Below are 26,554 nucleotides of genomic sequence, written 5' to 3' on the forward strand. Positions count from 1 at the left end.
ATGGTTGTTAATTTTTCGAAGTCGCCGGACGGGCTGGTGCCGGCCGTGATACAGGATCATATAACGGAGAAAGTATTGATGTTGGGTTATATGAACCAGGCGGCGTTGGATCAGACGCAGCAGGAGGGAAAAGTGACCTTTTTCAGCCGGAGCAAGGGCCGGCTTTGGACGAAGGGGGAGGAGAGCGGCAATTTTCTGCTGGTCAGGCGTATTGCCGTGGACTGTGACCAGGATACCCTGCTGATCAAGGCCGAGCCGTTGGGGCCGGTGTGTCACACCGGCGCCGATACCTGCTGGGATGAAAAGAACCATCGCGAGGATTTTCTTGTTTGTTTGGAGGAGATCATCGAGCAGCGGAAGCTGGAGGGAAATGCCGAGAGCTCCTATGTGGCGAAGCTGTTTGGCAAGGGGATCAATAAGATTGCGCAAAAGGTTGGGGAAGAAGCGGTAGAGTTGGTGATCGAGGCGAAGGACCATGATGATACCCTTTTTCTTAGTGAGGCTGCCGACCTTTTGTTCCATTATTTGATCCTACTCAACGCAAAAGGGTTTAACTTACAGGATGTAACGAATGTCTTGAAGGAGAGACATAAAAAATAGTAACTATATGAAATTGTTCTTTGGGGTGTTAATGGTGTTGCCGGTATTTGGGCTGGCGCAGAAGCCGGAGGGGTTTACGATCGAGGGCAAGGTCACGGGGGCGGCCGAGGGTTCCGCCGTGTATATTACCGATGCCTCCAATCCGACGGATACGGTGGCGACGGGGATGATCAAGGGTGGGCAGTTTGTGCTGAAGGGGCATGTGTCGGAGGCCAATCTTTACGAAGTGAATTTTGCGAGTTCGAAGAAGAAGGTGCCGGTGTTCCTTGGCAACGATAAAATGAGTATGAGTGGGGATGTGACCAATGTCTCGCAGATAAGGACGGCGGGATCGCCGACCAATGATGATTTTATGGCCTTCCAGGCGATGTTTACGCCCTATTTTACGCGGTTGAATGGCGTGATCGCGCAGTCGAATGCGGCGGGCGGCGGGGTCAATAAGGACTCCGTGTTCAAGGTCTACAAGCATTTGACGGATTCCATCTTTGTAGCGGTGGATCAATATATCGGCAAACGGCCCAATTCCATGGTTTCGCCGTTCGTGCTGGTCGTGGTCAATCAGTTGACCGAGGATGTGATGGGGCAGCAGCGGCGGTTGCATTCGCTTTCACCTGAGGTTCAGAAGGGATATTATGCCCAGTATCTCAGTCCGCTGCTGGAAAAGGCGCTGGTTGGGGCGATCGGGACGGAAGCGCCCGACTTTACCCAAAACGACACTGCGGGTCATGCGGTCACGCTTTCTTCTTTCAAAGGGAAGTATGTGCTGGTTGATTTCTGGGCTTCCTGGTGCGGCCCATGCCGGATGGAGAATCCGAATGTCGTAGCGACCTATAAGAAATTCAAGGATAAGAATTTTACGGTGCTTGGCGTCAGTCTCGACAAGGCAAAGGAGCCCTGGATCAAGGCGATCAAGGACGATGGACTGGCCTGGACGCAGGTGAGTGATCTGAAGTACTGGTATAATGATGTTGCAGCGAAGTACCACATTGAGAGTATTCCGCAGAATCTGCTTGTGGATCCGAGTGGGAAAATTGTGGGGAGGAATCTGAGAGGGGTGGAATTGCAGCAGAAGCTGTGCGAGTTGCTTGGGTGCAATTAAGATAAAAAAAACCCCACCGCCGGTGGGGTTTTTTATTTAGTTGATATCCTGACCTTTTTCGAGTTTGGGTAACAGTGTTGCGATATTGTTCTTGTTAAGATCGTCGGGCGCCTGGGCCTGGGCCTTCTTCAGATAGTCGAGGGCTTTCTTATAGTCTCCCATGGCGGAGTAGCCGCGAGCCATCCCCATATTCGTGGTGAATTCATTCGGGTGTTTATTGTAGTTGAACTGGAAGGCGTCGAAGGCGTCCTTGTTCCTTTTTGCCGCTATGAGCGTGCGGGCATAGACGTGGACGTCGGTGACCTTGCCGAGCGGCAGGGCTTCTTTCATGATCGCGTCGGCCTCGTCCTTGCGGTTGAGGGCGTTGAGGACCATTGCTTTTGTGGAGAGCGTATTGAAGTTCTTGTCACCGATGCCGGGCAGGCTGATGGCGGCATCGGCCCAGGCGAGCCCTTCTTCCAGGTCAACCTTGCGGGTTGCGCAGAACTGGGCGGCCTGCATAAAGGAGTTATAGTTGAAGCCGGGGGTATTGCGCAGTTCCCGGCGGAAGCTTGCGAGCTGCTGTTCGACATAATTGACCTCTACCTTGAAGGGGATGCTAAGTTTTTCCCATTCGAGGGCAATGGTAGCGCTGTTCTCGGTCTGATCGGTGAACTCATACCGCAGCCTTTCCACTTCATTGTTAAGAGGAACCGGCTTGACCGTGACGCGGAGTGCGTCTTCCTTTGGATCGTAGAAGAAGCTGCCCCAGGAAGAGTTGTTGTGCGAGAAGATGAGCGTGCACTCGCTTGGGCTATAGGCGATGAAGAAGCCGTATTTGCCGGCGGGAAGGGGTTTACCTTCGACCATTACGTCCGATGTGAAGGTGATGGTGGTATTCTCGTTGGAGCCTGCACGCCAGGGTGCGGCCTTGCTTGTGCCGAAGCCCTGGTCGGTATATCCTTCGGGGATCAGCTTTCCCCATATCTGGCCTTCCCGGCCTTTGACGGCGGGACGGTCGTAGGTGAGAGTTACATCGGTGAGGCCTATGCGCTCGGTGACGGCGGCTTTTTTATTGCCGCCGCTGGGGAGCGATGTCAGTTGGGCGGTGGTTGAAAGGGTGGTGGCAAGACATAGCAGGGCCAGGAGGCCATGAAAATTGGCTTTGGTCATGGTGTTGCGTTTAGCAGGTGAAGAATGTTGTGAACAGTTGTATTTCGAAGATAGATTTTGGGGCGGCCGGGTGCAAGGGAATTTACATCGGAGGTATTTTAGAAGGATATAAAGAGGCGGGCTGCGGCGGGGTTTCCGAGCCGTTGAAGAAAGGGGGGGAGTTGTTGAAATGCGGGTTATTCCTTTGGTTGTGTCGATCCGCGGTGCTAGGGTGTAAGCTGGAGCTGGCGTTTGTAGAGCTGGACGGCGTTCTCGTAGCCGAGGTAGAGGGCGTCGCAAATGAGGGCGTGACCGATGGAGACCTCGTCGAGGCCGGGGATGTTGAGGGCGAAATAGTGGAGGTTCCGGAGATCGAGGTCATGACCGGCGTTGAGGCCGAGGCCGAGCTCGCGGGCGCGGATGGCGGCTTCGCGGTAGGGGGCGATGGCGGCTTCGCGGTTTTGGTGGTAGCCGTGGGCGTAGGCTTCGGTATAGAGCTCGATGCGATCGGTCCCGGTTTCGGCCGCCCCTTCGACCATCGCGAGAATGGGGTCGACGAAGAGGCTGACGCGGATGCCGGCTTTTTGGAAGACGGCGACGATGTCCTTTAAATATGCTTTGTGGCGGATCGTGTCCCAGCCGTGGTTGGAGGTGATCTGGTTCAGGGCATCGGGGACGAGGGTGACCTGGGTGGGTTTTACGTCGAGGACGAGGTCGACGAATTTCTGTTCCTGCGAGTTGCCTTCGATATTGAATTCGGTGGTGATGATGGGTTTGATGGCATATACGTCGGAATAGCGGATGTGGCGTTCGTCGGGGCGGGGGTGGACGGTGACGCCGTCGGCGCCAAAGAGCTGGGCGTCTACGGCTGCTTTGAGGACGTCGGGGTTGTTGCCGCCACGGCTGTTGCGGAGGGTGGCGAATTTATTGATGTTGACGGAGAGCCTGGTCATGGGCCAAAGGTATGAAAAAGAGGCGCTGGAGCGCCTCTGGGGGGTCAAGACCATATGAAAGAAAAGAAAGCGACGGGTTGTCAGCCTGTTAGTTGAGATGGATCACCGGGCCTTCGGCGGACTGTTTGAACAGTTTGGTGCGGAAGACGGCTTCGGCGGTCGCGGTTTTTATCTCCAGCTGGTAGTTGCCTGCGGAAAGATTTTGCAGATCGTCGAGGGGGACGCGGTTGGTACCGGTTTTGAGGCCGGCGCCCAACATGCGGATGATCTTTCCATGCTGGAGATCGGCCAACAGGATGATGCAGTCAATGGACTCTTCACACGTTATCTCGAGCATGAGATAATGATCAAACGGATTCGGGTACACCGAAATTTCAATTGCCATAACCATAGCCTCTGGATTTGTTTAGGGGTATTATGCGATCGTCACGGGTGGCCGGGGCGTTGGGACGCTGAGGGCGTTATTGGTGCTGAGCCGGAACCTTGGTAACGACACGGACCGGGATCAATGCGGGCATCTGTTGTTTCTGAAAGTTCAGAGAGGTAAGTACTGCGTTAAGGATGTTTGCGAGCGTGTTCATAGTGCGCGATTTACAGTATGAAAGGCCAATTTGCGGCCAAAAAGTTAATGCATTGAGAATAATACGATTATGAAATTTTTGTCACAGGATGGGTTCCCGGGATGGGAAGATTGCGGTTTTTTTGGGAACTTATGCGTGAATGTACGCAAATTTTTTGCGGGTTTGACGAAAAAGTTTTGCGTCAAACGCGCAGTGGCCGTCCACGGGACGGCCGGCCGAAGGCCCATCATAGGCCCCGCAAGGCGCCGAAGGCGCCGGTACGGACTGGGGGGTAACTGGCGGGGTGAGGAAGTATCGGGAAGCCGGGGAGTTGCGCCAGGGATCGGAGAGGCAGCCCGGACCGGCCAGTGTTAGCTTGGGCCGGGAGGACTACAGCGAGAGCCCGGCCCGGAGGGGGCGCCCTAGAACCGTCCTACCAACTTCAGGTTCAGCAGGCGGGGGGTGAGGCGGTTGGGGATGGCGTAGGTGGTGTTACTGAAATCCTTGATCAGCATGTAGGAGATGGTGTTGGCCCGATCGATCAAATTGAATACTTCGAGGGTGGCCCAGATGTTTTCGAAGTTGCGGAACGGGTTATGGGATCGGCGGTTGCTTTTTTCGCTGTCGAGGAGCAGTGCGCTGAAGCCGATATCGATGCGGATATAGGGGTCGATGGTCAGGGCGTTGCGGTATTGGAGATTACCCGGGATATTGAAGGGCAGGTTGCTGCCGAACAGGAAATTGAGGTAAGCTTTAAGATTCTTGTTGGTCGGGAGATAATCCTGCAGGAAGAGGCCGAGGTTGAAGAGGCGGTCGCTGGGCCGGCGGACCCAGCCCATTTGCCGTTTTGTGCTGTCGAGGGGGCGGCCGAGGCTGTCGATGGTATAATGATAGTAGAACGTGTCGATCTTTTCCATCGACCGCATGAAGCCGAGGCTGAGGTAGCTTTCGGCGTCTTTTACGAGCTCGCCGGTGAGGCGGAATTCGACACCGGTGGCGTAGGCCTTTGCGTCGTTGAGGGCGAAATATTGAATATGGACGTTGTTGATGTCGTAGGGGTCGACGCGGGTCATGCTCTTATAGTATGCTTCGGTCGTGAAACGGAAGGGCCGTTGGTTGATGGTGAAGTTGCGGTCGAAGCCGGCCGTGACCTGCCAGCTTCGTTGGGCTTTCAGGCGGGTGTTGAGCGAGCCGTCGGGGCGCAGCATCTCGCGGAAAAAAGGCGGCTGGTTGTAGATACCGACCGAGGCGCGGTAGATGATATCGCGCTTGGCGCTTCGCGGGCGCCAGCTTGCGCCGATGCGGGGCGAGACGAGGAACTCGTGGTTGAGATCATTGTAATTGTATCGCACGCCGCCCTGCAGGGTAAAGCGGGCGGAATCACTGAACAAAAGATTGTCCTGGATAAAACCCGTGGTGCGGTTGATACCCGGGGACTGGTTGCCGATGACCACGTTGGAGATGCCGGGGGTACCGGGGACATAGGGCAGGGAATACCCGGCCGAGTCCTGGTATTGCCATTCGTTGAGATGGGACTCGACAACTTGCCGTTCGGCGCTGATACCCCATTGGACGTAATGATGTTTGAGTGAGAGGTAACCTTTGTGGGTGGCTTTCCAGACGGCGATGTCGAGCCGGTCGCGGGCGAAGTTTTGGTAGGCGCCGGCGCCGAGGGGGTTGGTGATCTGTCCGAAGGTGGAGCTGGATTTATCGAAATCGCGGTCGCCGAAGAGGTAGATACCGGTGATGTCGTAGTTCTGTTGTTCTTTGTCCTCGAACCGGGAGGCCATCCATTTTAGCTTGAGCCTTGGGTTGAGCTGCTGGGTGAGGGAAAGGCCGAGGAGGTTGGTTTGATAGTTGTCCTTCTCCTGTCCTTCGAAGTAGATATCGAGGCCGAGGTTGGCGGTGTAGTAGGGCGAGAAGATGGACGAGGTGAGCTGGCTGGATTCAGGGATGAGATGGAAGCGGGTTTGAGAGAGTGTGCCGAGCAGCCCGATCTCGGTGCGGGGAGTGAGTTGGTAGCTGAATTGTGCCTGGAGATCGGAGGAAGAGGGAGCGTATGAACCTTTGGTCTCCTGGCTGCTGAGGAGGCTGCTGTTGGTGCGGTTGCGCAGCCCGATGAGCCAGGTGAATTTGTTGTTGGCGGCGGCGCCTTCGAGGTGGAGGCCTTGTTCGAGCAGGCCGAGATAGGCGGAGCCGCCGAATCTTATGTCTTTTGGCTTCCGGTATTGGATATCCAACGCCGAAGAGATCTTGTCGCCGTAGCGGGCCTGGAAGCCGCCGGTGTAGAAATTAACGCTGCGGGTGAGCTCGGGGTTGATGATGCTAAGCCCTTCCTGTTGGGCGTTGTTGACGAGATAGGGGCGGAAGACCTCGAAGTCGTTGATGTAGGTGAGGTTCTCGTCGTAGTTACCGCCGCGGACGGAGTATTGGGAGGTCAGTTCGTTGTTGGATCCGACGAAGATCTTCAGCAGGCTTTCGATGCCTCCGACGGGTGCGGGGATGTTGATGGCGTTCTTGGGGTTGATCTTTATGAGGCCGGCTTCCTGGCGGTCGCGCTGATCCTGTACGATGACCTCCTGAAGGGCTTTACCGCCGTGTTCGAGGCGAACGACGATATGTTCCTCTTCGCCTTCGCTCAGGAAGAAATTGCGTTGTTCGGGTTTATGGCCGGTGAAGGAGAAGACGAGGGCGAAGGCTTTTTCGGCGGGTACTTTTATGCGGAAGGTGCCGGAGTCGGTGGTGGTGAGGCCGGTGGTGCGGCCGAGGATGGTTACGGAGACACCGGGGAGTGGATTTTCGTTCTCGTCGAGGACCCGGCCGGAGACCCGCGCCCCTTTTTTCTGGGCAAGGACTGGGAAAGCCAGGGAGAGAAGGACCAGCGCGATGACGATTCTCAAGTCAATTTTGTTTACGTTGGGAGAAGAACGATCAGGCGATGTTTTTAAGTGTGTGGATGGTGGCTTTTGGGTCTTTGGAATGGAAGACGGTGCTGCCGGCGACGAGGACGTCGGCGCCGGACCTGACGATCATTGCGGCGTTCTCGACGGTGACGCCGCCGTCGATCTCGATTAGGGTGGGGAGGCCGCGGTCATGGACCATGCGGCGGAGATTGCGGATCTTTTGACAGGTATGCTGGATGAACTCCTGGCCGCCGAAGCCTGGATTGACGCTCATGACGAGGACGGTATCGATGTCCTGAAGGACGTCGGTGAGAAGTTCGATGGGGGAATGGGGGTTGAGGGCGACTCCGGCCTTCATGCCGAGGGAGTGGATCTGCTGGAGATTGCGATGAAGGTGGCGGCAGGCTTCGATGTGAACGGTGAGGCGGTCGGCCCCGGCCTTTTTGAAGGCTTCTGCGTAGCGTTCGGGCTCCTCGATCATGAGGTGGACGTCGAAGGTCTTTTTTGTCATTTTCCGGAGCTGTTCGATGATGGGCATGCCGTAGCTGATATTGGGGACAAATCTACCGTCCATGACGTCGAGGTGGTACCAGTCGGCGTCGCTTTCGTTTAGCATTTTGCATTCATCTTCGAGGCGGAGGAAATTCGAGGCCAGCAAAGAGGGCGCTATGATGGGCATTTTCTGTCGTTTTTGTCCGGCTTAAAGATAGGGATTCTGCTGGAATCGGCCGTTGGTTGGCGAGGGGTGTGTGGTTCGGGGAATTACTGGAGCTTCTTGATGCGGTCGGCGGCCTCGGTGAAGTCTTTGTCGAGGGCCAGGGCCTGGTGGTAGTAGAGGATGGCCTGATCGTTCCTGCCGGTGGCTTCATAGCAGCGGCCGACCCAGTAGTAGCCGTCAGGGTAGGTATTGGAGACCCGCACGGTCATGAGGAAGGTGCTCATGGCCGAGTCATATTGTTTTTGTTCGTAAAGGGCGATCCCTTTTTCGAGGTAGGCGTCGGTGAATTTCCAGTCGCGGCGGATGCAGGAATCGAATTGGACGATGGCCTTTTTGTACTGGGTCGTATTCGAATAAAAGATGCCTTTTATAAAGAGGGGGTCGAGCAGCTCGTGGGCGGAGTCTTTTTTGAGGATCTCGTCGCAGATGGGCAGTGCGGCGGGGTTACGGTTTTCTGCGTACATGTGGGCCAGCTCGAGGCCATAGGTGTTCGTCGGCTGGAGGCGCCAGGCGTTGCCGAGGGCGGTGATCGCGCCGGCCGTGTCTTTGGCCTTTTCGAGCAGGAGTCCTTTTTCATACCAGGCCTCGAAGTCGCCGCTGTCTTTGGCCAGGATACTGTCGTAGACGGCGATCGCCTCGCGGATCTTCCCGGATTGCTGATATAGCTCGCCGAGCATCGAGGGAAAGGCGGGGTTATCGGGGAAGCGACGCTCGCAATCTTTCAGCAGCTGCATGGCCCGGTCGGCCTGGCCGATGATGCCCAGCGTGGCGGCATAGCGGAACCCGGTGGTTTCGTCGGGCCTAAGCTCCCAGCTGTGCCGGAAGTCGATGGCGGCCAGTTCGTGGAGATTGTTATGGGCGAGCAGTTCGGCGCGCCGGTAGTAGAGTCCGGCGGCGTCACCTTTTGCCTGGTCGAGGCTATCGGTCAACGGTTTATAGGGCAGGCGATGCAGGGTTGCCGTTGCGTCGTTCTTTTTGTCTTCATGGTTGTTACACGCCGTTATACAGCAGCCTGCGAGGGCTACGGTGAGGGTGAGTACAAGAGTCTTCGTCATGCAACAAATGTAAGGATTACCTGACAAGGACCGTAAAGGTCCGGTTGCCGGCCTGGCTGATGGTTTGTACGACGACGGAGCCAAGGGCCTGCGCCTGTGCGGGCAGACGGATACCGTATTGGGTCTGGCCTCTGCCTTCCGTGTGATAGAGGAGCTGGCCGGTGAGCGTAAAGACGTTGACGACCATTTCGCCCGTATACGAGGTAGTGAGATAGAACACACCGCCGGTTGCCGGGTTGGGATGGATACTGATGGCGCTGTTGTTTGCTTCGACGCTGACCGTGGCGATGGAAGAGTAGAGTATCTTGCCGTTAGGGTCGACCCTTTCGATGCGGTATTCTATGGAGCCGTCGGGGGCGTCGGCATCGGTATAGCGATATTGGCCTGTATAGCTGCCGGCATCGAGGGTGCTGATGGTGTTCCATTGGTTATCGCCGGCATTGCGCTGGACCAGGTAATGATCGGCCGCGGAGGTTTCCTGGTCGGCAAAGACGATCGAGACCTGGCCGGGACCGGCGGCGGTTGCCGTCAAATCGATATTGGCGGTCGCCAGGACGATACAGCCCAAACCACCGGAACTGTTGATCGTTCCGCAACCATATACATACCCGGTGGAGCAAGCATGCTGGGTACCGCCGCCGTTACAACTGATGGTATTGGTCTTGAGGGAGCCGGGCCCATTGGGGATATACAGATAGTTATTGTTATTTGCGATGCCTGCGTTGGAGGTGTTGTCGACGCTGAAGCCGCCGGAAACGCTGACGTGCGCGGTGCTTCCGAGGGAGCCGTCGCCGATGCGGAACCAGGAATGGTTTGTGACGCTCGTCGACCCTGAAGAGACGGTCGCGTTGCCGTCGAGCTCCAATGTGCTGTTATCTATGTTCCATGCATTGCTAACGGATACGGAGGACGTACCGCTCATGGTCATCGTCGTACCTGACAAACTTCCCGAGTTGCCGGTAAGGGACGAAGTGCCGCTGATCGTGACGGTGGCGTTGGTGAAATTATCGGCGTTGGAGATGGTGGCGGTGGTATTGTTCAGATCAAAACTGCTGCCGGAAACCGTAAGTGAGTTGCCTTTCAGGGTGCTTCCGCTGAAGGAAGCAGGCGTATTGCTGAAGCTGATCGTGTTGTTGCTTGTGACGGGCGTGTTTGTGGCCGAGAACGATCCGCCGGAGGTAGTCAGCGAGTTGCCCTTGAAGCTACCGCCGCTGAGCGAAGCCGGCGTATTGGTCATGTTTATTGCATTGTTGCTGGTGACGGCAGTGCCGGAGGTTGTGAACGAACCACCGGAGGTGGTCAGCGAGTTGCCGGTAAAGCTGCCGTTGGTGAAATTGGCGGTAGTATTGGTCATGCTCACTGCGTTGTTACTGGTAACGGTCGAACCGCTCGCCGTGAACGACACTGTGTCTGTGGTGAGCGAATTAAAAGTGACGGTCGAATTGGTGGCGGTGAAAGAGCTGCCGGTGATGCTGGTCGATCCGCCGGAGAAACTACCGTTGGTGACCGTGGTCGGCGTATTGGTCAGGCTTACGCCGTTGCTGATACTGATAGATGCGCTGGAGGCCGTGAGAGAGCCGCCCGACATCGTAAGGGAGCCGCCGGTGAAGGTGCCGCCGGTTCCGCTGACTGAAACGGGAGTGTTGACCAGATTGACGGCGTTGGAGATATTTATTTTCGTTCCGTTGGTTCCTGTAAAACCGCCGCCCGATGCCGAAAGTGATCCGGCCGTGAAGGACGAAGCGCTGCCGTTGAGGGTAACCGGTGTATTGACCATGGTTGCGGCGTTGCTGATGTTGAAGTTAGCATTGTTCCCGCCGGTGATCGAGCCGCCGGAAGAGGTCAGGCTGCTGCCGGTGAAGCTGGCGTTGCCGGTGCTCTTCAGTTCCGCGGTGGTATTGGTGAGCGAAAGCGTAGTCGTCGAAAATGAATTGGTCGTACCCGACATGTTGACGTCATCCCCCGAGAGGCTTGTGCTGGCGGAGGTGATTTTGGAGGTTCCGGCCAGGTAGTAGCTGCTGTTGGAGGAGGTCATCCCGTTGAAGACCGTCATCGAGGACGACCCGTTGAACGCAAAGACGTCATTGGTGAAAAGGGTGGTATTGACTGAGACGGACTTACCTGTTGCGACGGTAACATGGCTGTTCGAGATCGTGTCCGTGGCGTTGCTCAGGGTAAGATTGGCGTTGAGATGCAGCGAGTCCCTATCCAGAGTGCTTCTATTAAGGGTAAGGTCGGCATTGACGGATACCCGGCTGGTAGCGAGGTTGATGCGGCCGTTGCCAAGGTTCATAGAAGCATTGAAGGCGACGGTATCACCGGTGAAGGTAATATTGTTGTTCTGATTGAAGGACTGGTTGATCAGCACCTGCATGTTATTGAACGACTCAACCCCGTTGAGGGAGGAGCTGGAGCCGGCCTTGATGTTTACCGTGCCGCCATTGAAGGTACAGGTGTTACAGGACCAGTTGTTATCGATGGTGAAGGTGACACCGGACGAGATGTTGATAGTACAATTACTGCAAACGATGCCGGAACCGTAGGAGGAGGTGGTGGTATTTGAGGTGATGTTTACCGTAACCTGCGCCTCCGTTTGGAGCGAGATGCCGGCGAAGAGGAGAAAGAGTACTGCGAAAAAGGTCGGTTTCATAAAGGGAATTGTATTTCTAACGGATAAAGGATCAATGGTGCGGACTGGGATGTTCCAAAAGGATGCCTGAATGATAAGTATTTGATTGTCAATGAAATTAAGTAGGTGTTTTCTTTTAGATGCTTCCCATTTCGGGACGGGCCTTCCCAGCCATAGCCGATTGACAATTATTTTCCGTTTTAGGAAGGGCGGTCGTAGCTTTGGGCCCATTTGCAAAAAATCTAAATCTATCTACATGTACACCGGACTGTTACACCTGCATAGTTTCATTCGATGGGTGATCCTTCTTTTGGAAATCGTTGTGATCTATCAATGCTATACCGGGATGAGTTCGGGGCGGCCTTTTGGAGCGGGGGACAGGAAGGCGGGATTATTCCTGATGATCTCGGCACATACGCAGCTGCTGGTGGGTCTGTACCTGTACCTGGCGGGGCCCTGGGGGCTGGCGAACATTTCGAACCTGGGTTTTGGGGAGGTGATGAAGGATCGGGTTGCGCGGTTCTATGCGGTGGAGCATATTTTCGGGATGCTGGTGGCGATCGTGCTGATCACGATCGGGCGGGGAGTGGCGAAGAAGGCGATCCCGGATGCGAAGAAATTTAAGAGGGGATTCTGGTTGTTTTTGATTGCCCTGGTGATTATCCTGGCGACGATACCGTGGCCGTTCAGGGAGGGGATTTCGAGGCCTTGGTTTTAGTGGCTTTCCGACCTTGATGGCTGCCTGCGGCAGCCCGTTTGTGAAGCGTTAATGATTTGAACGGGCTCCGCCCGTTCGGGAATGAAGAGCGGCCGCGATGCTATCGCGGCCGCAATCTTTTTGTCAGGGTTCTACGATTGGTTTTTTTAGGGTTCTGGATTTTGCACTACAACATGGTTTAGGGTTTGGATCTTCTACGGTCTTCTTAGAGATTGGATTTTGGGGTTTTCGTAGTCCTGGATTCTTTGGTTTTTCTGAGGATGTTGGCCGGTTGGGTTTTTAGGGTTTGGATTATTCGTTTTTCGGATTGGATTTGGATTGTTTTCGTTTGTTGATACAAAGATGCGAAGGATGGAGGGGGTTTGGAAGTTTTTTCGTCGGAGGGGGTCTTTTGCACGACGAAAGTTGGCTTTGCACGACGAAGGGAATTCCTGGCTTAGTTTTTCCGGGGTGGGAATGGCCGCCGTTGGCGGCCCGTTTGTGAAGCGCTGATGACGGCCTTCGGCGTTTTGCAACCGCCCCCGGCGGGTCGCAAATAAGAACCGCCCCCGAGGTGGGGGCGGTCGCAAAAATTTGTCAGGGCCAACAACGATCTTTTTCAGGCTTCAAGAGGGAATTCGGATTCAAGTTTTTTCCCGGGTTCTACCCTGGCATTCTTCCAGGTTTTTCAGGACTCTTGGATTTGGTTCTGTTTTTCGGTTTGGATTCGGGTTTGGCCATTTTGGCTTTTCGGATACGGATCGTAAACGGGCCGGTTTTCCTGGATTTGGATCGGTGGTTCTTCGGATCTGGATTTTTCGGTTCTCAGGGATTTTGGATCGGGGGTTTCTTAGGATTTGGATCGGTGGTTCTTCGGATCTGGATAGTTGGTTTGTCAGGATCTTTGGATGCTGGTTCTTCGGATATCAGGGGTTTTTCTCAGTCGGTATTGGATTGTTCTCAGTTGCTGATACAAAGATGTAAAACAATGTTAAAGAAGTGAAACTTATTCGATGAAGGCTTGCTTTTGCCCGACGAAAGTCCGGCTTTCCCGACGAAAGAACGGCCTTCCGGGAAGCGGAAGAACGGCAAAAAAATGGGAGTCGTTCCGGATTAGAGAATATTGAGGCGGGCGGTTACTTCCTCCTTGTGTCCCTTGCCAATAGGGATTTGATTTCCAAGAAGGTAGATGGTGTTGCCACGAATGTCGTCGATCTTTGTGATGTTTACTATATACGACCGGTGCACCTTTAGGAAGTTGGGACCGATGAGTTTCTCCTCCATGTTCTTGAGGGTGCTGTAGGTGATATAGTTCTTGCCTTGCGTGACGAACTTCACGTAGTCGCGCATGCTTTCGAGGAAGAGGATATCATCCTTCTTGAGCTTGATGAGCTTGTCCTCGGCCTTTATGAAGAGAAATTCAGTGTCGGGTGCGGTGATCGTCGGTTGTACGGGGGCCGGCGCGGGGGCCGCGGCCGCGGTTTTCTGCTGGAGCTTTTCGATGGCTTCCTGGAAGCGCTTGAAGGTGAAAGGTTTTTTCAGATAGTCGTCGACATGATATTGAAAAGCGTTAAAAGCGTATTCGGTCTTTGAGGTGGTAAGAATGATCTTTGGCGAGTAGGTGAGGCGATCCAGCAGGTCGAAACCGGTAGCTCCCGGCATTTCGACGTCGAGGAAGAGAAGATCCACTTTTTCCCTGTCGAGGAATTCGAGGGCATCCGTTACGTTCAGGAAATGACCCTTCACCTCGACCATGTCGCTCTTCTCACAGAACTTGCGAAGAAAATCCGCGGCGATCTGGATATCTTCCACTATAATACAAGACAACTTCATAACATCCGAAAAACAATCCATCAAACAAAAACAATCCTACCCGGATGAACCATTGTGTGGGCAGGAGGTAAGCATTAAATACAAAATTACTGAGCCTTTATCTAATCTAGCCGTTTGCTGTGTTGAACTTTCTCAGCCGATCATATTCTTTTTCTATAATATGTTGGGCTTTTTCCTTTCTCTGTATCAGGCGAATGTAGTCCAACCGCAATTCTTCCGCAGTATTAACGGAACATTTGTTCTCGAATTGTTGACAAAGGTCCTGCAGATCAGTAAATCCTACATAACCGAACAAGGTTTTGCAGGTATGGACGCTTGTTCCCAAAACGGGAAGATCCTTGGACTCGTAGGCTGCTTCGACGCGGTCCCAGTAGACGGGCAGGTCGCGGAGGAAATCCTCAAAGACGGTTTCTGCGTATGTAGTATCGCCGTCGAACAGTTCGGCCAAGAAGCTGGCGTTCAAGCTTTCATCAAAGACGAAACCAGTACGGAAATTTTGCATGTTGGCTGCAATTTTTTTGTTCATTACCCGTTTCTACAATAATATATGTACGACGTACATATAAAAGTCCCGGCAACGGGAGATCGAGACATCATCCAGACGGGAAAAACTCGAATTTTATTGTCCAAAATCCCATTTTATGAAAAAATTTCGACCCCTGTTGCTACTTCTTATCACCGTGGGGACCCTCACCTCCTCTTCTACCGTTTATGCTCAATCGCACTGTGACCTGCTGCAGGTAAGCAATGTTGCTTCGGTGATCCACGGCGCATCTGCGAACTACTGGTTTGGCGTCATGGAGCTGCCCTTCCTGTTCATTTCCGTCTTCTTTGCCTTTCTGACGGCCTATGCGCTGCGGGGCGGCAAGTTCGGCAAGGGGATGACGTATATGGCCTGGGGCTTCCTGGTGATGGCCGTCGGTCACCTCCACATGCAGATCGAGCACTATTACGGCATCAATATCTTCAAGACCCTCCTGGGTCAGATCAGCGGATCGGTTGCGTGGTTTATTGCCCTGATCGTTACCTGGGCCTTATCGGGTCTGGGTTTCTGGTCGATCTACAAGGCCAGCAAAGGCGCATAGTCCAGACATTCGTTTGTTAATCCCGGATCGGAAGGACTATGTTAAAACAACTGCTTAAGGGTAGGAGTAAGCCAAAATCTCCCCGGAGAGGAGAGAGAGAGTCTGCCCTGTACAAGGCGCTCTTCGAGTTTCTCATCGGGTGTATCGCCGCACCGGCCAATGCCGAGCAGCTGATCCAACTGGGCTCGAAGGCGGCGGGTAAAGATACGGAAGAGGTATTCCATACCTATCTGCTGTTCGAAAAATATCTCACCACTTTTGAATCGGAACAATATGACCGAAGGTCGCTGAGGGAAAGGGTCCGGCAGCGATTTCCCGTTTTGTTACAGGACAGTTCCATCTTCAACATCCTTTTTGTCTCCGAGACCGAACAAAAGAACACGCTTGCGATACATTTCCTGCAGCCGTTTCTTGCGGCCGTCCGGGATAAGTTCGGCCGGGCGGGTGACGGTTATTTTGAGCGGAAGATCGGCGAACTGACGGAGCTGGACAAGCAACGGCGGGACCCGGAAGCGTTCCGGAAACTTCAATTCCTCAGCTTCGATGTCTTCAAATTCATCGGAAATAACTACGGCGAGCCGCTGGCGGGTAAGATCTTCGAGAAGAGCTACGACTCCTTTTCCAACAAGTACAAGGAACTGGAGTTCTTCCCCTATATGATCACCCTTGTCCCGAAGGAGATCGTCGACCGGGAGCATTTGGGCATCTTTACGCAGTCACAGATCGAGCAGATATTCCTCGAAAAGCTGGCTGAGTCCGAGCAGCTGAATATCGCGCTTGACCAGAAGATAAAGGAGAACGAGCGCACGCAGCGCCTTTTGCGTAAGAATGAGATCATGTTGAGCGGGGTGATCTCCTCGGCGTTGGATGCGATCGTCATCACGGGTGCGTACGGGCATATCATTCACTGGAACCAGGCCGCGGTGGAGATCTTCGGCTACACCGAAAAGGAGGTAAAGGGGCGGACGCTGCTGGAGACGATCCTGCCATTGTCCTACGACCATACGCATTGGAACGGATTTCCGGGCTTCCCGCAGAATGATGTGACGCCGATGCTGAATCAGCGGCATGAGCTGACGGCAGTGCGCAAGAACAAGGAGGAGTTCCCGATCGAATTGACGGTTACGGCCATCGTCGATGAGAACGAATCCTATTATAGCGCCTTTATCCGCGACATCTCGAGCCGGCGGCAGCGGGAGCAGGAGCTCGTGCAGATGAAGGAGAAGGCCGAACAGGCAGCGAAGGCGAAGTCGCAGTTCCTCAGCGTGATGAGTCATGAGCTGCGGACGCCGCTGAACGCGGTGATCGGGATCACGCATCTTCTGTTGCAGTCCCAGCCGAGGGAGGATCAGCAGGAGGACCTGCGGACGCTGCAATTCTCGGGCGAGAGCCTGTTGCATATTATCAACGATATCCTCGATTTCACCAAGCTGGATTCGGGGAAGATAGAGCTGTCGGCGATCGATTTCAACCTGCGGGAGCTGACCCAGAGCCTTTATCAATCCTTCAGCTATAAGGCGAGGGAGAAGAATATCGTCTTCGACGTAGAGTGTGACGACCGGATGCCCTTTTATGTCAGGGGTGATAATTTCCGGCTGTCGCAGGTATTGAACAACCTGATCAGCAACGCCATCAAGTTCACGCACGAAGGCTTTGTGAAGCTGAAGGTGGAAATGGTGGAGAATACCGGTAGTCATTTCATCACGCGGTTCTCGGTGGTCGATTCGGGGATCGGCATTCCCGAGGAGAAGCAGGAGAAGATATTCGAGCAGTTCACGCAGGCGGACAGCGATACGACGCGGTTGTATGGCGGCACGGGATTGGGCCTTTCCATTTCCGGGCGGCTGGTGGAGCTGATGGGCAGCTCGATCCTGGTGGCGAGCACTCCAGGAAAGGGTTCCAGTTTCAGCTTTACGCTGGACCTGCTGCAGGGGAGCCATTCCGATCCGAACGCCGGCCTGGCGAAGGTGGTGAACAAGAGCAATGATGCCTTCAGGAACAAGCTGATCCTGCTGGCGGAAGACAATGTATTCAATGCGAATATAGCGCGGCGGTTCATCACGGGGTGGGGTGCGCAGCTTGAGGTCGTCGTGGATGGCCGGCAGGCGCTGGAATTTGTTTCGCGCCGCAAGTACGACCTGATCCTGATGGATGTGCAGATGCCGGTGCTGGATGGGTTTGCCTGTACGCGGAAGATCCGGAAGCACTTCAAGGAGGTGCCGATACTGGCGATCACGGCATCGCCGAAGAATGAGATCATCAATGAGATCATAGCTTGCGGGATGAACGATTTTGTGAGTAAGCCGTTCAAACCGAATGAGCTGAGGAGCAAGCTACTGGAGTATCTATAGTTCGATCACTTCACAGTCTTTCATGTCGGGTCCATCGATAGTAAAGCGGATGAGGGTCCGGACGGTATGCCATCCCTGGCGGCCGGCGGCGCCGGGATTCATGTGAAGGCATTGGCGCTTTTCGTCGAACATGACTTTTAAAATATGGGAGTGGCCACAGATGAAGAGCTGTGGCGGATTTGCGTCGAGCTCTTTTTTGACGCGGACATTGTAGTTTGGCGGGTAGCCGCCGATATGGGTCATAAAGACTTTTACGCCTTCGGCCTGCCAGTGGAGGTTCTCAGGGTAAACACCGCGGATGTCTGGGCCATCGATGTTGCCATAAACACCTTTTAGGGGTTTGAACCCGGCCAGGCGGTTGGCCAGTTGGATCGTGCCGAAATCGCCGGCATGCCAGATCTCGTCGCAATTTTCGAAATGGGTAAAGACTTTTTCGTCGAGGAAATGGTGGGTGTCGGAGATCAGGCCGATCCGCAGCATGCGATATTTTTGCCAAATTTAGTACTTTTGAGCAACGATCTGTTTATGCCGCACTACTATTCTTTGGGGACGATCCCACACAAGCGTCACACGCAATTCCATCAACCCAACGGTACGCTGTATTCGGAGCAGCTGTTCTCCACCGAAGGTTTTTCCAATGACTATTCGCTGTTGTATCATGTTCATCCGCCTACGGAGATCATTGGTACGGATGATCCGGTGGATGCGATGCCGAGGATCGCGGAGGAGAAGATGCTGAAACATCGCAGTTTCGAGGGATTCAAGGTGCAGCCGACGGCTGATTACCTGGAAAGCCGCAAACCGGTGCTTGTCAACAACGATTGTCATATTGTGCTGGCGGCGCCGGGGTGCAGTATGGAGGACTATTTCTACAAGAATGCCGATGCGGATGAGCTGATCTTTATCCACCAGGGTAGTGGGGTTCTGAGAACCATGTATGGCGAGTTGACCTTCGGATACGGGGATTATCTCGTGGTGCCGAGGGGGACGATCTACCAGATACGATTCGACGGCGCAGAGAACCGGCTTTTTATCGTAGAATCCCTGAGCCCGATCCGGTATCCTAAAAAATATCTCAGTCCATATGGTCAGCTGTTGGAGCATTCGCCTTATTGCGAGCGGGATATCCGTGGACCGCAGTCGCTGGTCACGCGGGACGAGAAGGGAGATTTCCTGATTCGTACCAAGAAGAAGGGGCGGATGTATGGGATCCATTATGGACATCATCCTTTCGATGTGATCGGCTGGGACGGATATTGCTACCCGTTTGCCTTCAGCATCCATGATTTCGAGCCGATCACGGGCCGGGTTCACCAGCCGCCGCCCGTGCATCAGACCTTCGAGGGGCATAATTTCGTCGTTTGTTCTTTTTGTCCGCGGCTGTTCGACTACCACCCGATGGCGATCCCGGCGCCGTATAACCACAGTAATATCGATAGTGACGAGGTGTTGTACTATGTCGACGGCGACTTTATGAGCAGGAAGAACGTGACGAGGGGGATGATCACGCTGCATCCGGGCGGCATTCCCCATGGGCCTCATCCGGGGGCGGTTCAGCGTAGTATCGGGGCGAAGGAGACGAAGGAGCTGGCGGTGATGGTGGATACGTTCCATCCTTTGTCGCTGACCGTTGAGGCGCTGGACATCGAGAATCCGGGGTATACGATGAGTTGGGCGGAATGAGTGTTGGGTTGGATGGAGTGATTCTGTATATTCGGGGGAAATACTACTGCGTATGAAATTCCTGTCCTCCGGATCTTTCCTGTTGTTATTGGTTGCAGGATTCTGTTCTTGTCATTCCCGGGAGCAGGCCGACCTGCTGTTTGTCCACGGGAAGATCTATACCGTGGACAGCGCTTTTACCAGGGTGGAAGCCCTTGCGGTAAAGGACGGGAAGATACTGGCCGTGGGGACGGATAAGGAGCTGCAGGGGCGGTATACTGCTGCCCGGACGATCGACCTGGGCGGGAAGGCGATGTATCCGGGGTTTATCGATGCGCACGGGCATTTTGTGGGGTATGGCAACTCGCTGTTCACGGCCGCGTTGTTTGGAAGTGCGAGCTTCGAGGAAGTGGTGCAGCGGGTGAAGCGGTTTTCCGATGCCCATCCGGGTTTGGCCTGGATCGAGGGGCGGGGATGGGATCAAAACCGGTTTCCGGGCAAGGCCTTTCCGGACAATACTTTGTTGAATCAACAATTTCCGACGACGCCGGTGGTGCTGGAGCGGGTGGACGGGCATGCGCTGATCGCCAATGCCAAGGCGTTGGAGCTCGCGGGTATCCATGCCGGTCAGACCCTGGAGGGCGGGACGGTCGAAACGAGGAACGGGAAACTGACGGGCATCCTTGTCGACAACGCGCAGGGATTGCTTCACCGGGCGATGCCGGGGATGGGGGCTGCCGAATTTAAGGAGCGGATGGATCTGGCGCAACGGAACTGTTTTGCGCAGGGGCTGACTACTGTGACCGATCCGGGTCTTGGCACCCGGGAGATAGAAGGGCTGGATTCCCTGCAAAAGGCCGGGTTGCTGAAGATGCGGGTGTATGTGATGTTGCGGGATGATAAGGAGGTGTTGGATCGCTACCTGCCGAAGGGGCCGTACAAGACGGATCTTTTGTACATAAAAGGAGTGAAGGCTTATGCGGATGGAGCGTTGGGCAGCCGGGGCGCCTGCCTGTTGCGGCCCTACAGCGACCGGCCGGGCTGGCAGGGTTTTCTGCTGAGTGCGCCGGCGCATTTCGATTCGCTGGCGGCGAGGCTGATCGGTACCGACTGGCAGTTGTGTACGCATGCGATCGGGGATTCGGGGAACCGGATAATCCTAACGGTCTACAACAAATACCTGAGGGGCCCCAATGATAAGCGTTGGCGGGTGGAGCATGCGCAGGTGATCAACGACGCCGATTTCGATCTGTTCGGTAAGACCTCGGTGATCCCTTCGGTGCAGCCTACGCATGCCACCAGCGATATGTATTGGGCCGGCGAGCGGCTGGGGCCGGAGAGGTTAAAGGGGGCGTATGCGTTCCAGCGGTTGTTGAAGGAGAACGGCTGGTTGCCGCTGGGGACCGATTTCCCGGTAGAGGATATCAGTCCTTTCAAGACCTTCCTTGCGGCGGTGTTCCGGGTAGATGCAAAGGGGTATCCGGCCGGCGGTTTTCAACCGGAGGATGCGCTGACGAGGGAGCAGGCGATCCGCGGGATGACCATTTGGGCGGCGAAAGCCGATTGCCTGGAGAAGGAGATCGGGAGTCTCGAGGTGGGCAAGAAGGCTGATCTTGTCATTTTGAATAAGGACCTGATGGATGTTCCGGCTGCGGAGGTGCTGCAGGTAAAGCCGGAGGCTACGTATGCATCGGGGGTAAAGGTCTATTAGAATCTCACGCAACCGTTTGAGTGAATTTTCATGCAACCGTTTGAACGACGTTCTTACGGGCTATTTCGTTAATATTACTTTGCGAACCAAAATCTTTTTACCAAACTGCGGGAATGACTGCCCGGATGAACCATCATATAGCGCTTGTCACGGGGGCCGCGTCGGGCCTTGGTTTGGCTATCGCCCGGCGGCTGGCGGCGGAGGGCGCCTGGGTGGCGTTGCTGGATCTCTTTGGAAGACCCGGGCAGATGGAGGAGATGCGGAAGGAGTTTGCCGGCAGCGGTGAGGTCTATGCGCTGGATATAACGAAAGAGGAGGAGGTAAAACGAGTTGTGGAAGGAGTGGCCCGGGAGCGGGGGCGCATTGACATCCTCGTCAACAGCGCGGGAATAACGGGGGAGACGAGTCTTATGAGTCATGCCACCGGGACCGACAATCTGCGGTTGGTCTTCGAGGTCAATTTCATGGGATCTTATTTCACATCCAAATATGTATTGCCGGTGATGGTGGGGCAGGGGTATGGCCGTATCCTGCATATTGCTTCCATTGCGGGTAAGGAGGGAAATGCCGGGATGCTGGCCTATTCGGCTTCCAAGGCGGCGGTGATCGGCATGGCGAAGGTGCAAGGCAAGGAATATGCGGGGACGGGCGTAACGATCAATGCGCTTGCGCCGGCGGTCATCCGAACCCCGCTGGTGGACGCGATGCCGGAGGAGCAGGTGAAATACATGACCGATAAGATCCCTATGAAGCGGTGCGGTACGCTGGACGAGGCGGCGTCGTTGGCGGCGTATATCGTTTCGCAGGAGAACAGCTATACTACCGGTTTTACTTTCGATCTGTCCGGCGGACGGGCGACATACTAATAACTTTATGGCTTTATGGAGAAGGAATTCGAAACGGCAGAGTTGACTGTGGGCGTGGTCGGGCTCGGGATGATGGGGTGCAGCATTGCGGCCTGTCTGCTGATGGCGGGGCATCCCGTGATCGCGGTGGCGCCAGTACCGGGCGATCTTTTGACTGCCGGGGATCGAATCCGGGGGCATCTTGAGCATTCGTACCGGGAGGGGCTGATCAGGGTTGCGCCGGAGAGCCTTTGGAACCGGTTGCTGATCGGCGAGGATTATGGGGCGTTGAAGGAGTGTTTGCTGGTGATCGAATGTACGCTCGAGGATCTTGCTGTCAAGCGGGAGGTTTATGGGAAGATCGAGGCGGTGGTCGGAGCCGATGTCCTGGTGACGAGCAACACGTCGGCGATACCTATCAGTATCCTGCAACGTGAAACGACCCATCCCGGTCGCTTCTTTGGGTTGCATTGGGCGGAGCCTTCGCATACGACGCGGTTCCTGGAGGTGATCTGCGGGGATTTGAGTGTCGTTGAGAAGGGGGAGTGGCTGTACCGGCTGGCGCATTGCTGGGGAAAGGAGCCGACGCTGGTGCGGAAGGATATCCGGGGTTTTATCACCAACCGCCTGATGTATGCGTTGTACCGGGAGGCCTGTTATCTTGTCGAGAGCGGCTATGCAACCATCGAGGATGTGGACAGGGCTTGCCGCAACAATGCGGGCTATTGGATGACGCTGGTGGGCGCGTTCCGGTGGATGGACCTGACAGGCGTGGCTGCCTATCACAACGTAATGAAAGATCTGTTCCCGACACTTTGTAACAGTACGGAAGTTCCGAAGTTGATCGACGATGTCGTCCGGTCAGGCGGGCGAGGTGTGGCGAATGGAAGGGGGTTCTACGAATATACCCCGGAAGAAGCGCGGTTATGGGTTGAGACCTTCGAGCGGTTCAGCTACGAGATAAGGGAACTGGCGCTTCGTTATCCTGCCGACGTTGTCAGGCGGCAGCTAAAGGACCCTCCAGGACCGACTACTTCGCAACCTTAATCATTAAATATTAGTCTTATGAAGCGTACAATTTTACAAGCCTTTGCGGGCTTGCAGCTACTTCTTTGCGTCGTTGCCGCTCAGGGTCAGACCTTTTATGTGGACAGCGCCGCTGCGGCGGGTGGGGATGGTTCCGCCGCGCATCCCTGGAACAATATTCTTTCGGCGGTCTGGGGATCGCCGCAGCCGGTAAGCAGCGATGTGACCGTGTATTTCCGAAAAGGGACTTATTTTTTTAACTATGCTGCGGACTCGATCATTTATCTTGGGTCGACGAAGAGCGGGTTGAATGGTCATACGTTTACCCTGGCCTCCTATCCGGGAGAGCAGGCCGTCTTCGATGGGTCGAGGCTGACGACTGCTTATGGATACATGGTGAATACCGCGGGCGCCAGTAATGTCCGGCTGAGGCGGTTGGTGTTTGCCAATATCACCAACATGAATGCCTATGGCGTGGTGATCAGCGGCGCCAGCGACAGTGTTCATATCGACAGCTGTACCTTTCGGAATATGCTTTGGAACAGCGATACGGCCGAGGCCAAGTTCCCGACGGGGGCCGATTATAATATCGCGCCGGTGATGATCAACGGCTCGTTGGGGGGAACGCCGGACCATATCCGGATCGATAGTAGTTCCTTTAATTCGATCGCGTGTGGGGCGACGGACAGCGTGATCACCTTGTATGGAACGGTGGGGACGGTGACGGAAGCGGTCAATAGCTTTTCAAACATTATTCTGAAGCAGCCTCGCTATCAATATTATGTCAGTACGACGGGGAATGATGTAACGGGTACCGGTTCGAAGGTGAAGCCCTGGGCGACGCCGCGATACGCCGCCAATAATGCGGGTTATGACTGGTCGACGGGTACGGGTGTGCTGGTGGACTCCAATGTCACGATCTACCTGCGGGCGGGAACGTACTATCTGGATACCAGCATCTATATCGGGCCCAACAGGGGACAGAACGGCAAGTGGACCATCCTGACACACTATCCGGGAGAAGACGCCACGTTGGACGGAGGGAACCTGCATCAGAAATTCTCCTGTATCATTATCATCGACAGCGCCAGTTATATCGAGGTGCGGGGGCTTAATCTGCAGAATCTGACCGATGACTCGACGCTGAACGTCCCGGGTTCCAAGGATAGCCGGTTTGGGATCGAGGTTGCGGGAAAATGTTCGCATATCACGATCGACAGCAATGATATTTACAATATGAAATGGACCCGGGATACCGTGAAGGCGAAGAACCCGCAACCGGACGACGTCCTCAGCGCGATCACGGTGCTTGGCAACAGCAATACTCCTATTACCAATCTCGTGATCAGCGAGAATACGATTCACAATATTGTCCCTGGTTATGCGGAAGGGATGACGCTGAACGGCAATGTCGATACTTTTACCATCAGCGGAAATGAGGTCTATGATGTCGCCAATATCGGCATTGTGGCGGCGGGAAATTACAAATGGGTGCTTCAGCAGTATCCCAATTTGTTGAAGGCCAACAACCAGGTGAGGAACGGGTTGATCAAGGATAATTCCGTGTACCGGTGTATCTCGCCGGTTGCCACCTCGGCGGGCATTTACCTGGATGGGTCGTTGAATGTAAAAGTGCAGGGCAATGAAAGCTATAATAACGGGACGGGGCTGTCCGTCGGCAATGAACAGGATTCCAGCACCAGTGGCGGGCATACGATCATCAGCAATAATTTCTGGAGCAATCTTGGGCCGGGGATGTACCTGGGGAGTAATAATTCAACCTCCACTTGTAATAATGTCGTGGTGAAGTATAATACGGTCACGGATGACTGGACGATCAATCCGACCCTTTATGCGCGGGCGAACGGCCGGTATGGCACGCCGGATAGTTCGGGGCAGGCGGCGGAGATGGTTATGCAGCGTATCCAGAACCTGACCTTTGATGAGAATGATGTTTATTCGTCATCGGACAATGTGTTGTTGTTTGCTTTTGCACAGTCGGGGGCGGTATTTACTTACAATAACTATTATACGAAGCACAATGATCCGTGCCGGGCATATTTCCTGCGGGATACGGTTGGCAACGGGCTTGCCTTCAAGACCGATTCCACCTTTAACCAGTATGGGCAGGAGACGGGGTTGGATACGACCTCCTATTTGGGTGGGGTCGCGTACGACCGGCATGGGTGTGGGACGCATTCGACGGCTGTCGCAGGTCCAGGGTTGGTGAGAAGCGGGGCTTCGTTTACGGAGGACCCGGCGCGGTTGTATGAGTATCCGAACCCGGTGGAACATGGACTGTATGTGCATATCCAGGGGGTTGCGGGTGGACCGGCGCGCCTGGAGCTTTTCGATCTGGCGGGTCGGGTGGTTCTGAGGGAGGAGCTTGTCTTGACCGCGGGGGTTAATACGATCGGCTGGCCGGATGTGAAGCAGTATGGGGTTTCGGCAGGATTGTACGTGTTGCAGCTGAATACGGCTACGGGGAGGACGACGTTGAAGATCGTGGTGAAATAGGGGCGGCGCTGTGGTTTGCAGCTGCTCAGAATAAAGTGAGCCGGTGGGGTTTGCCCGCCGGCTTTTATCTTTGGGGCTTCGGGATTTTAAAAAATATCCCTGCGCCGCAAAAAACTTTGTGGGGTAAAATAGATTATTATGGAATACAGACAATTGGGGGAGTCGGGTGTTTCGGCCTCGGTGATCACGTTTGGGGCCTGGGCTATTGGCGGATGGATGTGGGGTGGCAGCGAGCGATCGGATGCCGTGGCGGCGATCCGGGCATCGTATGACGAAGGGGTTACGTCGATCGATACGGCGGCGGTGTATGGGCAGGGGCTTAGTGAGGAGATCGTAGGGGAGGCTTTGCAGGGGATTCCGCGGGACAGGGTGCAGGTGATGACCAAGTTCGGGATGCGGTGGGATCTGGCCCGGGGTGATTTTGCCTTTAAGAGCCAGGACAATGCGGGCAGGCCGCTGGACATTTATAAATATGGCGGTAGGGAGAGTATCATAAAAGAGTGTGAGGATAGTTTGCGGAGGCTGCGGACGGACTACATCGATGTATATCAGCAGCATTGGCCTGATGTCACGACGCCGATCGCCGAGACGATGGAGGCGTTGGCGGAGCTGCAGAAGGCAGGCAAGATCCGGGCGGCCGGGGTATCGAACTATGATGTGGCACAGATGAGGGAGGCGGAAAAGACGATCCGGCTGGCGTCGGACCAGGTGCCATACAGCATGGTGCGGCGGGATATCGAGAAGGAGCTGGTGCCTTATTGCCTGGAGCATAAGAAGGCCATTCTGGCTTACAGTCCGTTGCAGCGGGGGCTTTTGTCGGGCAAGATCCGGCCGGGGCACCGGTTTAATGAAGGGGACAACCGTGGGGACAGCAAGTATTACCAGGGTGAGAGCCTGAACCGGATCAATGCCTTTTTGGATCAGCTGCGGCCGTTGGCGGAGGCAAAGGGTTCGACGCTGGCGCAGTTGGTCATCCGGTGGACGATCCAGCGGCCGGGGATCACGATAGCGTTGGTGGGGGCGCGGGATGCTGCGCAGGCGGTGCAGAATGCACGGGCGAGCCGGGTGGAGCTGACGGCGGAGGAGATTGCTTTTATTGACAATACGTTAGCGGCATTGAAGCTCGATTAGGCTGTTCTGATGAAAATCCGTAAATTGGAAAATAACAACACTAAAACG

Annotated in this window: 21 protein-coding genes; 11 read left to right on the forward strand and 10 right to left on the reverse strand. The window is 54.9% G+C overall.

Annotated elements, in window-relative coordinates:
• Both hisIE and VHE34_RS11695 read left to right on the forward strand, forming a co-directional pair.
• Positions 1-600 carry a bifunctional phosphoribosyl-AMP cyclohydrolase/phosphoribosyl-ATP diphosphatase HisIE gene (gene hisIE, locus VHE34_RS11690; RefSeq protein WP_325588001.1) on the forward strand — a complete coding sequence of 200 codons (600 nt, stop codon included), beginning with the start codon at positions 1-3 and terminating at the stop codon, positions 598-600.
• A gap of 7 nt (positions 601-607) precedes the next feature.
• On the forward strand, positions 608-1,699 hold the full coding sequence (locus tag VHE34_RS11695; protein ID WP_325588003.1) for a TlpA disulfide reductase family protein: 1,092 nt from the start codon (positions 608-610) through the stop codon (positions 1,697-1,699).
• A gap of 36 nt (positions 1,700-1,735) precedes the next feature.
• On the opposite strand, the gene VHE34_RS11700 is transcribed toward VHE34_RS11695, so the two are convergent.
• From VHE34_RS11700 to VHE34_RS11730, 7 genes are all read right to left on the reverse strand, one after another.
• A complete protein-coding gene (locus VHE34_RS11700; protein ID WP_325588005.1) occupies positions 1,736-2,851 on the reverse strand; it encodes a DUF2911 domain-containing protein in 1,116 nt (371 codons plus the stop codon).
• Between the two features lie 206 nt (positions 2,852-3,057).
• Positions 3,058-3,783, reverse strand: coding sequence for a pyridoxine 5'-phosphate synthase (locus tag VHE34_RS11705; protein WP_325588007.1), 726 nt, complete (start codon positions 3,781-3,783; stop codon positions 3,058-3,060).
• 88 nt (positions 3,784-3,871) lie between these two features.
• Complete coding sequence (locus tag VHE34_RS11710; protein WP_325588008.1) at positions 3,872-4,168, reverse strand: hypothetical protein; 297 nt, start codon at positions 4,166-4,168, stop codon at positions 3,872-3,874.
• Positions 4,169-4,765: 597 nt separating this feature from the next.
• A complete protein-coding gene (locus VHE34_RS11715) occupies positions 4,766-7,243 on the reverse strand; it encodes a carboxypeptidase-like regulatory domain-containing protein (RefSeq protein ID WP_325588009.1) in 2,478 nt (825 codons plus the stop codon).
• 31 nt (positions 7,244-7,274) lie between these two features.
• On the reverse strand, positions 7,275-7,925 hold the full coding sequence (rpe, locus tag VHE34_RS11720; protein WP_325588011.1) for a ribulose-phosphate 3-epimerase: 651 nt from the start codon (positions 7,923-7,925) through the stop codon (positions 7,275-7,277).
• Between the two features lie 83 nt (positions 7,926-8,008).
• Entirely contained in the window at positions 8,009-9,019 is a 1,011-nt protein-coding gene (locus VHE34_RS11725; RefSeq protein ID WP_325588013.1) for a tetratricopeptide repeat protein, read from the reverse strand.
• Between the two features lie 16 nt (positions 9,020-9,035).
• Positions 9,036-11,669 (reverse strand): hypothetical protein, encoded by a 2,634-nt coding sequence (locus VHE34_RS11730; RefSeq protein WP_325588015.1) that lies wholly within the window; start codon positions 11,667-11,669, stop codon positions 9,036-9,038.
• Between the two features lie 235 nt (positions 11,670-11,904).
• On the opposite strand from VHE34_RS11730, the gene VHE34_RS11735 reads away from it, so the two are divergent.
• Positions 11,905-12,366, forward strand: a complete 462-nt coding sequence (locus VHE34_RS11735; RefSeq protein WP_325588017.1) for a hypothetical protein — start codon at positions 11,905-11,907, stop codon at positions 12,364-12,366.
• Between the two features lie 1,092 nt (positions 12,367-13,458).
• Here VHE34_RS11735 and VHE34_RS11740 read toward each other — a convergent pair.
• Both VHE34_RS11740 and VHE34_RS11745 read right to left on the reverse strand, forming a co-directional pair.
• Positions 13,459-14,178 carry a LytTR family DNA-binding domain-containing protein gene (locus tag VHE34_RS11740; RefSeq protein WP_325588019.1) on the reverse strand — a complete coding sequence of 240 codons (720 nt, stop codon included), beginning with the start codon at positions 14,176-14,178 and terminating at the stop codon, positions 13,459-13,461.
• A 106-nt stretch (positions 14,179-14,284) separates the two neighbouring features.
• The gene (locus VHE34_RS11745; RefSeq protein ID WP_325588021.1) at positions 14,285-14,704 is read right to left on the reverse strand and encodes an Hpt domain-containing protein; all 420 of its coding nucleotides are present in this window, start codon (positions 14,702-14,704) and stop codon (positions 14,285-14,287) included.
• 115 nt (positions 14,705-14,819) lie between these two features.
• Between VHE34_RS11745 and VHE34_RS11750 the strand changes: the two genes are divergently transcribed.
• Positions 14,820-15,263: a hypothetical protein gene (locus VHE34_RS11750; RefSeq protein ID WP_325588023.1), complete on the forward strand. Its 444-nt coding sequence runs from the start codon at positions 14,820-14,822 to the stop codon at positions 15,261-15,263.
• Positions 15,264-15,301: 38 nt separating this feature from the next.
• Complete coding sequence (locus VHE34_RS11755) at positions 15,302-17,614, forward strand: PAS domain-containing hybrid sensor histidine kinase/response regulator (protein ID WP_325588027.1); 2,313 nt, start codon at positions 15,302-15,304, stop codon at positions 17,612-17,614.
• Here VHE34_RS11755 and VHE34_RS11760 read toward each other — a convergent pair.
• The gene (locus VHE34_RS11760; protein WP_325588029.1) at positions 17,609-18,094 is read right to left on the reverse strand and encodes a metallophosphoesterase family protein; all 486 of its coding nucleotides are present in this window, start codon (positions 18,092-18,094) and stop codon (positions 17,609-17,611) included. The two genes, VHE34_RS11755 and VHE34_RS11760, sit on opposite strands and share 6 nt — an antisense overlap.
• A 27-nt stretch (positions 18,095-18,121) precedes the next feature.
• On the opposite strand from VHE34_RS11760, the gene VHE34_RS11765 reads away from it, so the two are divergent.
• From VHE34_RS11765 to VHE34_RS11790, 6 genes are all read left to right on the forward strand, one after another.
• Positions 18,122-19,297: a homogentisate 1,2-dioxygenase gene (locus VHE34_RS11765; protein ID WP_325588031.1), complete on the forward strand. Its 1,176-nt coding sequence runs from the start codon at positions 18,122-18,124 to the stop codon at positions 19,295-19,297.
• Between the two features lie 52 nt (positions 19,298-19,349).
• Positions 19,350-20,987 carry an amidohydrolase gene (locus VHE34_RS11770; protein WP_325588033.1) on the forward strand — a complete coding sequence of 546 codons (1,638 nt, stop codon included), beginning with the start codon at positions 19,350-19,352 and terminating at the stop codon, positions 20,985-20,987.
• A gap of 113 nt (positions 20,988-21,100) precedes the next feature.
• Positions 21,101-21,853, forward strand: a complete 753-nt coding sequence (locus VHE34_RS11775) for an SDR family NAD(P)-dependent oxidoreductase (protein ID WP_325588035.1) — start codon at positions 21,101-21,103, stop codon at positions 21,851-21,853.
• Between the two features lie 15 nt (positions 21,854-21,868).
• Positions 21,869-22,879, forward strand: coding sequence for a 3-hydroxyacyl-CoA dehydrogenase family protein (locus VHE34_RS11780; protein WP_325588037.1), 1,011 nt, complete (start codon positions 21,869-21,871; stop codon positions 22,877-22,879).
• An 18-nt stretch (positions 22,880-22,897) separates the two neighbouring features.
• Complete coding sequence (locus VHE34_RS11785; RefSeq protein WP_325588039.1) at positions 22,898-25,375, forward strand: T9SS type A sorting domain-containing protein; 2,478 nt, start codon at positions 22,898-22,900, stop codon at positions 25,373-25,375.
• Positions 25,376-25,513: 138 nt separating this feature from the next.
• The gene (locus VHE34_RS11790) at positions 25,514-26,506 is read left to right on the forward strand and encodes an aldo/keto reductase (RefSeq protein ID WP_325588041.1); all 993 of its coding nucleotides are present in this window, start codon (positions 25,514-25,516) and stop codon (positions 26,504-26,506) included.
• The last annotated feature ends 48 nt before the right edge of the window (positions 26,507-26,554 follow it).

The organism is Puia sp., assembly GCF_035546395.1.
In the GTDB taxonomy this organism is placed as follows: Bacteria; Bacteroidota; Bacteroidia; order Chitinophagales; family Chitinophagaceae; genus Puia.